Origin of the sequence: Vibrio stylophorae (assembly GCF_921293875.1) — a bacterium.
GTDB lineage: Bacteria > Pseudomonadota > Gammaproteobacteria > Enterobacterales > Vibrionaceae > Vibrio_A > Vibrio_A stylophorae.
The window spans coordinates 1,487,791-1,501,111 of sequence record NZ_CAKLDI010000001.1; the positions used below are offsets into that span (position 1 = coordinate 1,487,791).

The 13,321-nt window shown below is 46.3% G+C and carries 12 protein-coding genes; 5 read left to right on the forward strand and 7 right to left on the reverse strand.

The window, feature by feature from the left end; all coding sequences use genetic code 11:
* Positions 1 to 3: 3 nt before the first annotated feature.
* From artQ to L9P36_RS06860, 5 genes are all read left to right on the forward strand, one after another.
* Entirely contained in the window at positions 4 to 720 is a 717-nt protein-coding gene (artQ, locus tag L9P36_RS06840) for an arginine ABC transporter permease ArtQ (protein ID WP_237465971.1), read from the forward strand.
* Complete coding sequence (artM, locus tag L9P36_RS06845) at positions 717 to 1,403, forward strand: arginine ABC transporter permease ArtM (protein WP_237465972.1); 687 nt, start codon at positions 717 to 719, stop codon at positions 1,401 to 1,403. The genes artQ and artM overlap by 4 nt, the downstream gene beginning before the upstream one ends.
* Before the next feature lie 342 nt (positions 1,404 to 1,745).
* Positions 1,746 to 2,681 (forward strand): hypothetical protein, encoded by a 936-nt coding sequence (locus L9P36_RS06850; protein ID WP_237465973.1) that lies wholly within the window; start codon positions 1,746 to 1,748, stop codon positions 2,679 to 2,681.
* A gap of 608 nt (positions 2,682 to 3,289) precedes the next feature.
* Complete coding sequence (locus L9P36_RS06855; protein WP_237465974.1) at positions 3,290 to 4,531, forward strand: methyl-accepting chemotaxis protein; 1,242 nt, start codon at positions 3,290 to 3,292, stop codon at positions 4,529 to 4,531.
* Between the two features lie 256 nt (positions 4,532 to 4,787).
* The gene (locus L9P36_RS06860; protein WP_237465975.1) at positions 4,788 to 4,961 is read left to right on the forward strand and encodes a hypothetical protein; all 174 of its coding nucleotides are present in this window, start codon (positions 4,788 to 4,790) and stop codon (positions 4,959 to 4,961) included.
* Here L9P36_RS06860 and L9P36_RS06865 read toward each other — a convergent pair whose 3' ends face one another.
* The 7 genes from L9P36_RS06865 to L9P36_RS06895 all read right to left on the reverse strand — a co-directional run bounded on the left by L9P36_RS06865 (position 4,962) and on the right by L9P36_RS06895 (position 13,152).
* The gene (locus L9P36_RS06865; RefSeq protein WP_237465976.1) at positions 4,962 to 5,864 is read right to left on the reverse strand and encodes a LysR family transcriptional regulator; all 903 of its coding nucleotides are present in this window, start codon (positions 5,862 to 5,864) and stop codon (positions 4,962 to 4,964) included.
* Positions 5,865 to 6,044: 180 nt separating this feature from the next.
* Positions 6,045 to 6,824, reverse strand: coding sequence for a LutC/YkgG family protein (locus L9P36_RS06870; protein WP_237465977.1), 780 nt, complete (start codon positions 6,822 to 6,824; stop codon positions 6,045 to 6,047).
* The gene (locus L9P36_RS06875; RefSeq protein WP_237465978.1) at positions 6,821 to 8,248 is read right to left on the reverse strand and encodes a LutB/LldF family L-lactate oxidation iron-sulfur protein; all 1,428 of its coding nucleotides are present in this window, start codon (positions 8,246 to 8,248) and stop codon (positions 6,821 to 6,823) included. The genes L9P36_RS06870 and L9P36_RS06875 overlap by 4 nt, the downstream gene beginning before the upstream one ends.
* Positions 8,249 to 8,259: 11 nt before the next feature.
* Positions 8,260 to 8,979, reverse strand: a complete 720-nt coding sequence (locus tag L9P36_RS06880; protein ID WP_237465979.1) for a (Fe-S)-binding protein — start codon at positions 8,977 to 8,979, stop codon at positions 8,260 to 8,262.
* Positions 8,980 to 9,061: 82 nt separating this feature from the next.
* Positions 9,062 to 10,654 carry an L-lactate permease gene (locus tag L9P36_RS06885; protein ID WP_237465980.1) on the reverse strand — a complete coding sequence of 531 codons (1,593 nt, stop codon included), beginning with the start codon at positions 10,652 to 10,654 and terminating at the stop codon, positions 9,062 to 9,064.
* A gap of 560 nt (positions 10,655 to 11,214) precedes the next feature.
* The gene (locus tag L9P36_RS06890) at positions 11,215 to 12,213 is read right to left on the reverse strand and encodes an alpha/beta fold hydrolase (protein ID WP_237465981.1); all 999 of its coding nucleotides are present in this window, start codon (positions 12,211 to 12,213) and stop codon (positions 11,215 to 11,217) included.
* A gap of 354 nt (positions 12,214 to 12,567) precedes the next feature.
* Positions 12,568 to 13,152, reverse strand: a complete 585-nt coding sequence (locus L9P36_RS06895; RefSeq protein ID WP_237465982.1) for a hypothetical protein — start codon at positions 13,150 to 13,152, stop codon at positions 12,568 to 12,570.
* Between the last annotated feature and the right edge of the window lie 169 nt (positions 13,153 to 13,321).

Below are 13,321 nucleotides of genomic sequence, written 5' to 3' on the forward strand. Positions count from 1 at the left end.
TTCATGTTTGAATCGGGGTATGCCCTGATGATGCTAAAAGCTAGCTGGCTTACTCTTCAGCTAGCTTTTGTTTCACTCGGGCTTGGTTTGGTTATCGCACTTATTTTTGCCGCACTTGAAATGGCAAAATCGCCTTTCATCGCCAAACCTGCAGCAGTTATCGTCACAGTCCTTCGTGGCTTGCCTGAACTATTGGTTGTGCTGTTCATTTTCTACGGCTCATTAACCTTAGTGGATTGGCTTGCGCAAAGTGAGACATTTGTGTGGATTGAAGAAAAAACAGGCTGGTATCTCAGTATTCCGCCCTTTGCCGCCGCATGCTTTGCACTCTCCCTGATTTTTGCATCCTATGCGTCGCAAACCATTCGCGGCGCGATCAAAGCCGTGCCTTTTGGACAAAGTGAGGCTGGTATTGCACTGGGCATGAAAAAATCAAACGTGTTCTTTCGTTTGGTTTTGCCACAAGCGTTAAAACACGCACTACCAGGGCTTTCTAACCAATGGTTGGTGCTACTCAAAGATACCGCCCTGGTCTCGCTGATTGGCCTCACTGACTTGCTATCGCAAGCACAATTTATTGCCAAAAATAACCGCGACCAAGCCTTTCTATGGTACGCCGGCGCCGCATTGATTTATTTAATGTTTACCTTAATTAGTCAGCAAGGCATTCGCCTGATTGATAAGCGTGTGAACCGTGCAGAGCAAGGAGGTGGCCTATGACCCTGTCACTTTCAATGTTCCTGCAGATGTGCCACGGCTTATTGCTGAGTTTAAAACTCACGGTTGGCGCACTCCTTTTTGGTGGCACGCTGGCCCTACTTTGCACCCTATGTTTGCTTTTGCGCGGCAAAGTCACTTGGGCAACCATGCTCAGTTACGGTGTAAAAGCCTTTGTCACCCTATTTACTGGCACCCCGCTTCTGGTTCAGTTTTATCTGTTCTACTTTGGTATTGGCCAGTATGCAAACGAGCTATCCGCGCCATGGAACATCATAAACGAGCCTGCTTTTTGCGCAGTCTTGGTGCTGGGTTTAAATACCGCAGCTTATAGCATTCAACTATTTTACGGTGCCTGTAAAACCATTCCATCTGGCCAGTGGCAAGCTTGTAAAGCATTGGGGATGACCAATGTACAAACCCTGCAAGTGATTTTGCCCTATGGTTTACGCCGCGCCTTGCCGGCCTATTCCAACGAAGTGATTTTGATCTTTAAAGGCACATCACTGGCGAGCACTATTACCCTGATGGATATCATGGGCTACGCCAATATGTTCTTTGGCCAAACCTATGACGTGTTTGGTGCCTACGGCTTAGCTGGTGCCTTCTATCTTTCCGTCAACGGTTTGCTGACCATTTTGTTCCGCCGTTTAGAGAAACACGCACTCGCTTTTGAGCAGCGTTAAACCGCCAGCATTTTGCGAAAAATTCGCGAACAGTTGTACGACAGAAAAGGCAGCCCATGGGCTGCCTTTTCTGTTGATATAACGCTTTGTGCAATATGCACTGCAACAATGAAAAATAATCTGCGAGCTAACGCAAAAGCAATGCAGATACTCGCCGCCAAGCTTTTGTCTAACCAAGTAAAAAAAATATAATGCTGATGATTCGCGTATCACGATTGTGACATTTCAATTCAGCTCAAGGATGAATGTCCTCTCATCACATGGCATCTGACGCATTCTTCTGTAGCCATCTCCGCATACGCCTCTTTGAATTAAGCAAGCGATTGACCGCAAGGAACTCACATGATGAAAAAAGCGTTACTCGGTGCCCTGATCTGCTCCTGTGCGATGCCAGCCATGGCTGATATCACTCGAACCTATACAGACAACCCAAAAGGCGAAAAAGAACTACAGAGCGTCTTGGTTGCAAAGCTCACCGATGACGGCTTCCGTTTTGAGGTGAATGGCCTTCCCAATGCCTTTAACTTCTATACTTCAGATCGCAAAAAGAGCCATGCCGGTAAAGTGCAAAAAATGCGCTTTTTAAATCCAGCAGGCAAACTCAATGCAAATGGCGATTTTGGCACCATCGAATTTTATTACTACGGCGGTAAAACCGTGGTGGATGGTACAGTGTCAACCAAAAGCTTTGAATACAACGGCAAGACTTACACTGTCACCAAACGTGAAAGCTTGATGAGTAAGTATTACAACAACATGTGTACTTACGAAATTAACACCATCAAAGTGTCGGATGTGTGTGATATCGGTATTACCTTTAACAGCGGTGACTACTTCACTGAAGATGAACTCGACATCGCCTTTGGTTTTAGCATGGAAGATGACTTCAAGTTAGATAACTTGGATCAAATCAACTCCTATCAATCAGCGCAAGTCATGGCGCTTATTCTCAACCAAGATAAAACGCAAATTGAAGCCTTGGTGAAATTGATTGAAGGCAATCCAGAGTTACAAAAACGTCATGAAAAACTGCTAGTTGAGCTGAAAAACTACAGCAAGTATGCCGACCACCAAAAACAAAAAGGTGATTCTGGCAATGACATTCTGCTTGGTTTGATGAATGCGGTAAAAGCGTCGCAAGAAAACACACCGCTTGCACCAATCAATGCCCTGACAACCACTGAAGCAGGTTGGACAGCAGAAGAGATCCGTGAGATGGTCTTTGACATCTCGACTGAGCTTGAAGAAGAGCGTGCCAAACGTCGCAGTAAGCGATAATCGCCAATCTTTGTTTTCATTTGCTAAAAAGGCCAGCGTTTGCTGGCCTTTTTTATTCAACCGGTTGATTATCTGAACATTAGCTGAATCAAGTGAAAACCAACTCCATTTTTGCAAACTAATTTTGACCTATTTCGCAAAATCTTGCATTGCGATGAAATTCACAAGGTCAATACTATGGCTGTTTATTGTTTGTGCCGTTTGTTATCGGAGAACCAGCCATGAGGTCAATTGGCAATATATCCTTGAAAACACAGCTTTCTTGTTTAGCTGCGTTTTCTATTCTTTCTTTTTCTGCGCTCATTTTGATTTTTTTGAGCTATTTGCAAGACACCCAAAGTCATATTAACAGTCGAATTGAAGCTGATTTCGACTATTCCATTACAAGCTCTCAAGCAACCAGTAACGTTTGGCAAGTTCGTGTTGACTATTTCCGATCTGTATATTCAAAGTCTGATCGTCTGCGCTACCTTTCCAAACTTGATGACTGGTATCAAAAAGTGAACAACACACTAACTCAGTCATTTAAAAAATTCCCAGATCAAAGTCTTGTGAATGGTGTTCGCTCGCAAGTTGATAATTATTATGCGTATATGAAGCAAGCGCCGATGATTTTTGACAAATATGAGCAAGGTGCAATCACTCTGCAAGAGCGTAATCAGTGGATGAGTACTGGCGCGGCAAGTGGCTTAAAACTTGTCGATGCGATCAATCAGCTAGCCAATCATGCACAGCAAATGGCGCATAAACAAATTAGCGCCAGTGAAACTGCGCTAAGCGAATCACTTCGCAATATTATGATTGCCACTGGGATCACTGCAGCCATCCTGATCCTATTTGCCATCATGATCATTCGCACCATTTTGCGTTCTGTGACTGAAATTCAAGGCGGCATCTCTGCGCTTGCTAATGGTGACCTCACTCGCCGCTTGGCAGATTTGGGCAACAACGAGCTTGGTACATTGGCACTGCAATTTAACCAGTCCAATGACAAACTCGCAGGCATGGTGCGCGAACTGACCACCATGGGCAGCAGTGTTTCAGCCGCAGCCGTCGAGCTTGCCAGCATTACCAGCCAATCTGCACAAAACGCGCAGGAAGAGCTCTCTCGCGTTGAGCAAATCGCAACAGCTGCGCAAGAGATGGCATCAACCGCCACCGAGGTTAGCAGCAATGCAGACCAAGCAGAATCTGCAGCGCAGCATGCCAACGACAGTGTGGATCAAGGGAATGTGGCGCTCGCACAATGCGATACGCTTTCTCATCAGATCTCAAGCTCCATTGATGATACGGGCGCTATCATGAATACCCTGCGCCAACACGTGCAGGAAATTAGTGCAGTGATCAAACTTATCAATGATGTATCTGAACAAACCAACCTACTGGCATTGAACGCAGCCATTGAAGCGGCGCGCGCTGGCGAGCAAGGTCGCGGCTTTGCGGTCGTTGCCGATGAAGTGCGTAACCTTGCAGCCAAAACCCAATCTGCAACCGTTGATATTGAAAAGATCATTCAGAACCTGCAATCACAATCTGAAGTGGCTGAACAATCCATGCAAGATAACATGGCGCTGATTGAACAGAACAATCAATGCCAGCGGCAATTGAAAGATGCCTTTAACGATATTCAGCTTGCCGTCGCGCAAATCTCTGAGCAAAACACGCTCGTTGCCTCAGCATCTGAAGAACAAGCCGCAGTGAGTGGCGATATCTCAGAGCACCTCGTGAGTGCCTCTGCCATCGTGAATCAGAACGTTGAAAGCTCTGAGCAAATCTCACAAGCATCAGATGAGCTATCACGCCTATCTGAAGCGCAGCAACAAATGTTGGCATTCTTTAAAGCCAACTAATCAGCGTTAAACAGCAAAAAAGCGGCCTTTGAGCCGCTTTTTTTCATTTTTTTATCTCTATTTTTATCCATGAACAATCTTTACCATACGTTCTGATGCGGAAAAATCACATTTAATTCAGTTAATTAAGAACGCGTACGTTCACCCCACCCATTTTCCACATAAAATGCAGGGATATCCCCCTCATCATGCAGTTGTACTTTGTTCAGCGCAGATTAAGCTCAAAGGGTAATCACAGAGGATTCGGAGGTGTGCCATGCGTTACCCAAAACCTGATACCTGTCTATTTGCACTTGCCATCGCCTTGATGGTGCTCTTTATGCTCTATTTTGTGACTGGCTTTGCGACACTGGGTAACGGTGGCGCAGAAGTGCAAGCTGTCCCGCACTGGTGGCATGTGGACATGGTGCGTTGGTTGCAATACCGCTAATTAAAATTGCGGCTGAATTTGAATATAAGCTTGGCGAATATGCTCAATTAACGCCTGAATCCGTTTTGCTGGCTGTTTTGTATAAGGGTACACTGCATAGATGCCAAGCACCTTATTGGTGTGTTCGACCAACACCTCTTTCAGTGTTCCCGCCTGCAAGTCTTGATAGATTAAACAGCTTGGTAAATAGGCCAAACCATGCCCTGCCAATACGGCTTTTCTCAGTGCCGCCGCGTTATCTGACGCAAAATTACCTTTCACCTTAAGCAAATAAGTATCGTTATTTTGCTGAAATTGCCAATCAAAGGTACCGCCCGTTTCGTAGCTATACCCAAGGCAATTATGACGCAGTAAGTCTTTGGGAGACTGAATCGCTTCATGTGACGCGAGGTACTCAGGCGACGCACAAACCAGCCACCTCGAATCAAAAATGTAACGCGCAATCAGCGTTGAATCTTCAAGATAGCCCGTGCGAATCACCAAATCGTAGTGCTCGCTTAATAGATCGACAAAATGGTTATCCAGCGACATCTCTACCGTTAGCCCCGGGTGCTGATTACAAAAATCAGCTACAGCTTCAGCCAGCAGCAGTTCCCCAGAAATGGTCGGGACAGACATGCGAATATGTCCTGAAAGCGCCTGATTAAACCCTGTCACCGCATCAAATGCCGATTTTGCAGTATGTTGAATATCTCGCCCACGGTGATAGAGCACCTCACCCGCTTCCGTTAAGGTGAGTTTTCGCGTGGTGCGATACAACAGCTGCACGCCAAGCTCAGTTTCAAGTTTACTGATCCGTTTGCTCACCGCTGAGGTTGTCATCTGCTGCGCTTTGGCCGCACTCACAAAGGAGCCATGCTCCACCACTTGGGTAAATAGCACGAGATCGTCAATATGTGCCATGGTCATGCTCCTTGAGGGTATTCCAGTATCGATTTAGCGAATCAATACCTTATTCATTGGTTTGTACGATTCTCAGCTATCAAATCAAAGCAACGCAACGCAATTCATTGCACTCTTTTTAACACGTTTTTCGCTGATATAAAAAAGAGCGCCGAAGCGCCCTTTTCAATTCGCTGTCACTTAACAGTCATCGAGAATGACATAAGTTGCAAATACAGGGCCATGCACCCCGACCACTTTGATCAACTCAATATCAGCCGTTGAACTTGGGCCTGAAATAAAGTTCACGCAAGATGGTACACGCTCGCCACGTTTCGCCATTTGATGCAGTGGCGCAGTGGCTTGGGTAAAGCGTGGTGCCAAGGTGCTTTTCTTGACGATAAAGATAGAGGCTTCAGGCAGCAAACTCACCGCGCGGCCTTGCGCTGCTTGGCTGTAAAGCACCATGGTGCCTGATTCTGCCAAGGCTTGCTCAGCGAGAACAATCCCTACTTTTGCGCGCTCAGCAATTTTAATATTGGCATCAAAGCCAAGCTGAGGATCCCACACATGTAGACTAAGCTGCTCATCTTGAAGCTGCGCAACATCAACCATGGCCAATAGCTCAGGTGTCGCTGAAAGCACGGTTTCACCGGCTTGCACCTCACCTTGCGCATCTTTGCAATAGTTACGGCACACCTCTTTAAGCGTTGCACTCAGCTCCGCTTTAGTGGTGGTAATGGCACTTGCCCCTAAGGCTTCTTGCGCATACTCAACCAGCACTTGTTTGAGCCCATCTTGGTCTAAATCTTCCATCACTTGATGATGAACACGTGAGCTGAGCACTGGCTGCGCCACAGATTCAGGGCAAGCACGACCTAGCTTTTGACTAATGTTCGCAATGAACGCATCGCGATTTTGAATGCGGCCTGGCTCAATTGCGGTTTGATTGGCAGCTGGATTCATTGATTGTTCACTCATGATTTGCCCTGCTCTTTTTTATGCTGTTTAAACCAAGTACGGAAAGATGCACCATCGGGTGTTGGCAGATCGCGCGCTTCAATCCATTCACCCATAGCGCCTGGGTTGATCGGCATGCGACCTTTATGGATCAGCAATCCTGCACTTCTTGCACCAATACGTACCGCACTATCCCAAAGCAATGGCTTCGCGTTGATGATGTTAAAGGCACCCACAGTTGCGCGCTCCATCAGCGGGGTGATTTTTTCTTCCGCCATTTTTTGGCGATGCTTGAGCAGCAAATCAGAAAGCGGAATTTTCACCGGACAAACGTCGTGACAGGCTTTACACAAACTACAAGCGTATGGCAGATCTTTAAAATCATCATAGCCGCCAAGTAACGGTGAAAGCACCGCACCAATTGGGCCTGAGTAGATCGAACCATAAGATTGACCGCCGATATGGCGATAAGCAGGACAGGTATTCACACAAGCCGCGCAACGTACGCAGCGCAAAATATCGCGAAACTCAGAGCCTAAAATATCAGAGCGACCATTATCCACGATCACCAAGTGGAACTCTTCAGGACCATCACATTGATCGTTTTCACGCGGTCCAGTGAGCGCAGTGACATAACCGGTAAGCGGCAAGCCAACAGCACTACGACAAAGCAAACTCACCACAATATCCAACTCTTCAAAGGTTGGTACCATGCGCTCCATCCCCATAACGGCGATGTGCGTTTTTGGCAAGCTGGTGGCCATACGTGCGTTACCTTCGTTGGTCACCAAGGCCACGGTACCAGATTCAGCAACCGCAAAGTTACAGCCAGTGATGCCGATATCCGCTTGCAGGAAGTCATGACGAATGTGCTGGCGCACAAAACGTGTCATCTCTTCTGGGTCTTCCGTGCCTTGATAGCCCAATTTATCTTTGAAGATATCTTTGATTTGGTAACGGTTTTTGTGCAGCGCAGGCACCACGATATGTGACGGTGGATCATTGTCATCCACTTGCAGAATATATTCACCAAGATCAGTCTCAACCACATCACAACCTTGACGCGCAAGGATATGGTTGAGGTTAATCTCTTCAGTCACCATGGACTTAGATTTCACAATCTTTTTGGCGTTTTTGCTGGCCACAACCTGCTCAATATAATCGCTGGCATCTTTGGCGGTTTTAGCAAAAAACACATGGCCACCATTGCGCGATACATTGTCACTCAGCTGCGTCAGGTAATAATCCAAGTTTTCGAGCACATGGTTACGGATATCCATGCCCATTTGACGCCAATCTTCCCAATGGCCTAGCTTTTCAGCAGCTTTTTGGCGATTGGCAAACATACGCTCCTGCGCGTTTGCCACGGATTGGCGCATAAACGCGTCTTGCATTTTGATGTGGATGCGTTCTTTAAACTTCACATCACTGGTTTTCATCGACATCGCGGCACTCCTTAACGACTGAGCAACACATCAACGATGTGCATGACTTTAACAGGACGACCTTCACGAGATACACGGCCACCGATATTCATCAAGCAGCTGATATCTGCACCAATCAAATAATCCGGTGCCACTTCACTGATGTGTTGCACCTTCTCTTTGACCATTTCACCTGAAATTTCAGCCATTTTGACCGAGAAAGTACCGCCAAAACCGCAGCAAGTTTCTTGGTTTTTAATCGGCACCATTTCAAGGCCTTCCACTTGCGCAAGCAATTTAAGTGGCTCTTCACGGACATTCAGTTTGCGAATCAAGCTGCACGATGGATGGTAAACCGCGCGACCTTTGAGTTTTGCGCCAACATTTTCCACACCCAGTTCGTTGACGATAAATTGCGTTAACTCATAGAAGCGATCCGCAACTTTTTGCGCGCGCGCCGCCCATTCAGGCTCATCGGCAAGAAACTCTGGGTATTTTTTGATGGATGCAGTGCAAGAGCCGGCTGGCGATACGATGGGATAATCATTGCATTCAAAGGCTTCAATCATGGTTTTCATTGCAGGCTTTGCACCTTCAACATAACCACTGTTCAGCGCGGGCTGTCCACAGCAACCCTGTGCTTCTGGGAATTCCACTTCACAGCCAAGCTGTTCAAGCAGCAGCACTGTCTTTTTAGCCACCTCAGATTTCACGGCGTCGCAAAGACAAGTGACAAAAAAGTTCACCTTCATAATTGCTCCAGTGACGGTTTTGCCGTCGTGTTATTATTGTGATCGTTGAAGCCAGCGCCCGATAAAAGACGCTGGCTTTTTCTTATAAACTAGCTGAAATCAACACACTGACCAGTGCCGCTATCACCCCATAGAGCGCCATAGGCACCACGGTTCGTTTGATGATATAGCCCTCTTGGTTGGCAATCCCAAGAATGGTGGATACCGCAATGATGTTGTTAATACAGACCATATTGCCCATCGCGCCACCAACAGATTGCAGTGCCAAAATTAAGGTTTCAGGCAAACCGACGGTATTGGCAATGGTTTGTTGAATACCGCCAAATGTCAGGTTTGAGACAGTGGCTGAGCCTGAGAAAAATGCGCCCAGCGCCCCAAGGTAAGATGCGACATATTGCCAGCTCGACCCCATCACCTCAGAAAACGCACGGCCAGTGGTCATAATCGGAGAATGATCGCCACCCACCATCATCAATTTCACCATAATCAATGCACCGACTAAGGCGATAAATGGCATTTTGATGCGCACTGCGGTTTCACTGAATACGCGTTTGACCATGGATTTCGGCATCTTGAACATCACCATGGCAATCAGCACCACCACGAAAAATGGGATCAGCGCAGGCACATAAAGTGTTTTATAAGCCCATGATGTGTCGGTGCCTAAAATGCCGCTCAATTTGAAAATCAGCGCCTTACTAATTGACAGCTCACCCAACCAGCCAAGATGCACACTGAGCATTTGTGTTGCATCGTTGAGCATGGCTTTGATACCAAGCTGCTGGATACGGGTCACAATCAAGATCAAAATCAGCAGTAAGGTCGGCGCCATCGCCTTCATCACCTTGGCAAAGGGAATGGCATTGGCTTCGCGAACGTCAGTTTCAAACTTTTCAAGACCGATATTATACCGAGCCAGAATAATCGACAGCGTCATACCGATCGCGCCACCAATCAATGCTGGAAACTCATAGTTCCACTGTGCAAATAGCAGGTATGGAATGGTACAGCTTAAGATGCTGAGCTGAACAAAGCCCATGTTACGGCGCACTTGCTGCCAATCCACCACAAAACATAGCGCCATGACTGGGATCACAAAGGCGGCAATAGAGTGAATCAGCGCTGAATAGCGGCCAATTTCAAGCAACTCAGCTTCACCCACACCAAGGCTACCAAAGCCAAACCATGTCGGTGTACCTACGGCGCCAAATGATACCGGCACTGAGTTCATCACCAAGGCAAGCATTGCGACACGCAGCGCAGGAAAACCTAAACCCACCAAAATGGGCGCGGCAATCGCAGCGGGTGTACCAAAACCAGAGGCGCCTTCAATCATAAAGGCAAAGGCCCAACCGATAATCATCAGCTGTGCGACTTGGTTTTTACTGATCCCTTCTAGCCATTGACGAATCACATCCTCTGCGCCTGAAAGCGCCATGGTGCGATTAAGAAGAATTGCGCCTGCAATAATAGAGATGGGGGTAATGGCTGAAAGTACGCCAGCAATTACATTGGCACTCACGGTCAAACCATCGGTACCAAAATAAAAAAGTTGCAGCAGGCCAATCAATAGAGCCGTCAGCGGTAGCGCTAGATGCGATGGCAAAGCCTTTTTCTTCGTCATCATCCAAATCAGCAATAAGATTGGAACGACGGAAATAACAAGGTTGGTCATAGGACGCCCTCATAGAGTGGTAGTGACGGCAAAGGAACGTGAAGCGCTTACAAAACCAAAGCCATGGTTTGAAAGGTATTCTAGAAAGATTGCGTCACTTGGCTATTGCTAAATTTTAGACATTATCAACAAAGGTTAAAATTTTGTGATCCAATCACTCACCCACCCTTGCCTCATCAATACAAATGCATTATCCAACAGATAGATAGGCATTTATCGGACAAATATAAGCACTTCAATTGAAGTTATTCTGGAAACAAAGAATTGCCAATTACGCACGATTAGGACTAAATAAATTAATTTTTTTAAATAATTGTTAAGAACAGATGATGAATAACTCATGACAAAATGGCCAAGATTGCGCCACCTCATGAACAGCTCATGTCATTTACGGGATATGCCAGCCACATAAAAATTAATGGTAAATAAAAAGATTGCCTCGCTTGATCGACCGTTTGATTCCCCATCAAATTCCCATAAAAAAACCGCTTTTCGGCGGCTTATTCCATCTCTTTGCAAAGGAAGAGGGCTATCGGTGTTTTAGCAGCCAAATGACCTCACTATTTTAAGGATATCAAGGTGTTTGCAGCTTGCACCACCACCTCAGGTCGCTCTAGCTGGATATAGTGGCCGACATCACTTAGCTCAATGTATTCAATAACATGCTTTCGCGCCCCCAGCTCTTTTTGCAATGCGTGCCAGCTTTGCTTCAATTTGCCCTGCTGCGCCTTCGATAATTTTGGATGCGCCTGCATTTGTGTACTCGCGATCACAATAGTCGGTACGGTTAATGCCTCAAGCTTTTGACTGCGCGCTTTTTTCAAACTCGCAGGCATCACTTTAAGCTCATCTATCATGGTGTAAATCTGACCACGACTGGCAAAAACGGCTTGATACTGCGGCAAAACATCGACATCTAACCCCATATTCGGAATAGATTCTGGCGATAGCGCCATCAGGTTGGTGCGATGCAGCCATGACAAGAATTGATAATCTGCTAATGCCAGTTCAATTTGCTGAGCGTAAAGCGCAGTATCATCGCCTTGCTGCTCATTGACGGAGTCCACCAGCACGACGCCTTTCACTAATTCAGGATATTGCTTGGCAAACAAACGAACATTGACGCCGCCATAGGAGTGCCCCACTAAAATAAAGGGGCCTTTTAGATTTGCCGCTTCAATCAAGGCGTGCAGCTCAGTCACCATCTGCTCACTGCTACGCGTAACCCCAAGCGGACGCTGACTCCAACCAAAGCCAGCACGATCATAGCTACACACTTGTGTTTCTTTGGCTAGTCGTGGCTGCACCTTAGACCAAACCAAAGAAAAATCACCAGCACCAGCTTCAAGGATCACCGTCGGTTTTGTCTCACTGCTGCCCGTACAATAAAGGTGCATGGCTTTACCTTCCACGGTCACCATTTCGCCCGGAGCTTGGTATGCATCCGCAAGTTTCACGCGCGCTTGTTCGCCCTGATAGTAAATCGCAATCGCGGCGAAAAATGCCAAGGCGACAAGGATATAAATTGCCCTGCATGTCCATTTGAAAAAACGTTTCATATTTCTCTTTCTAAGTTACTGATTACATGGGTATTTAATCACAACAGCCCACAAATTTCAGAGTAATTAAGAAAAGTGTTAAAAGACCCACGGTTTTTATAAGCAAATGAATGATAAGGCTTTTTATTAAATACTCAGATACTTAAGGACTAGCGAATCGATCTTAACTGTGTTAGTACGCTCATGCACAAACCAACAAGCAGTATAGACGTAGAAAATAGGAAAAGAGCGCAGAAGCAGAAGCAGAAGCAGAAGCAGAAGCAGAAGCAGAAGCAGAAGCAGAAGCATGCAACACCAAATGGCCTCGCAATCAAAATAAAGCCATGGCATAACCCATGGCTTATCAAGGATAAATTAAGATACTTGCCGAGCGTAGTTGATGGTCGAAAACCCGAGGATATCGCCTTGAACGTCAAGATCCGGTGGTAAGGTCAGAAACTTACAGCCAGTAATATTCAAATTACCCAAGACTCTCAGATGCCTTGGCAAGGCGTTTAATTTTGAATGAGATAAATCCAATTCACCCTGAACCACCATCCCTACCGGCAACTGTTCCAACCGACAACCCGCTAAATGCAAAGCACCACCCAATTTTAAGTCATGGGGAACTTGCCGCAATTTACTGTAACTGGCATCCAATGCGCCGGGAATATTTAAGCCATGAGGCAAGGCAAAGAGCTTGGTATAGCGCAGTAACAAGCTGCCGAGAACACATAAGTCAGCAGGCAATGCGCGAACCTCTGTCCCATTTAAAATCAAGTCACCTTGAACAATCAAACCAGAGGGCAACTGCTTTATATCCGCTAAGGTTAAGTCTAAATTTCCGGCAACGGTTAAATTATCAGGTAGCGAAAATCCATAGCATTGCTTTAAATTTAAATGCGTTGGGTACAACCAACCCTGCGGCTGCTTTTGAAAACACACAGTCATTTTTTTCATATGCAATCTCCTGCTTTTTATACATGACTTTCCATACATGAAATGAAATGGAATGGAATGCATGGCATGCGTTAAATGGAGTCGCTAATCTACAAAACGCACTTCAGCAAAATTACAGGCCAATGTCAGGCCAATCGCGCATGCGTGATTCATTTCGTTCTCACACTCT

Coding starts and splice junctions, on each gene's coding strand:
- L9P36_RS06860 (WP_237465975.1), top strand. CDS start 4,788: ATGCGTTACCCAAAACCTGATACCTGTCTATTTGCACTTGCCATCGCC.
- artQ (WP_237465971.1), top strand. CDS start 4: ATGTTTGAATCGGGGTATGCCCTGATGATGCTAAAAGCTAGCTGGCTT.
- L9P36_RS06895 (WP_237465982.1), bottom strand. CDS start 13,152: ATGAAAAAAATGACTGTGTGTTTTCAAAAGCAGCCGCAGGGTTGGTTG.
- artM (WP_237465972.1), top strand. CDS start 717: ATGACCCTGTCACTTTCAATGTTCCTGCAGATGTGCCACGGCTTATTG.
- L9P36_RS06885 (WP_237465980.1), bottom strand. CDS start 10,654: ATGACCAACCTTGTTATTTCCGTCGTTCCAATCTTATTGCTGATTTGG.
- L9P36_RS06870 (WP_237465977.1), bottom strand. CDS start 6,824: ATGAGTGAACAATCAATGAATCCAGCTGCCAATCAAACCGCAATTGAG.
- L9P36_RS06890 (WP_237465981.1), bottom strand. CDS start 12,213: ATGAAACGTTTTTTCAAATGGACATGCAGGGCAATTTATATCCTTGTC.
- L9P36_RS06865 (WP_237465976.1), bottom strand. CDS start 5,864: ATGGCACATATTGACGATCTCGTGCTATTTACCCAAGTGGTGGAGCAT.
- L9P36_RS06855 (WP_237465974.1), top strand. CDS start 3,290: ATGATTTTTGACAAATATGAGCAAGGTGCAATCACTCTGCAAGAGCGT.
- L9P36_RS06875 (WP_237465978.1), bottom strand. CDS start 8,248: ATGTCGATGAAAACCAGTGATGTGAAGTTTAAAGAACGCATCCACATC.
- L9P36_RS06880 (WP_237465979.1), bottom strand. CDS start 8,979: ATGAAGGTGAACTTTTTTGTCACTTGTCTTTGCGACGCCGTGAAATCT.
- L9P36_RS06850 (WP_237465973.1), top strand. CDS start 1,746: ATGATGAAAAAAGCGTTACTCGGTGCCCTGATCTGCTCCTGTGCGATG.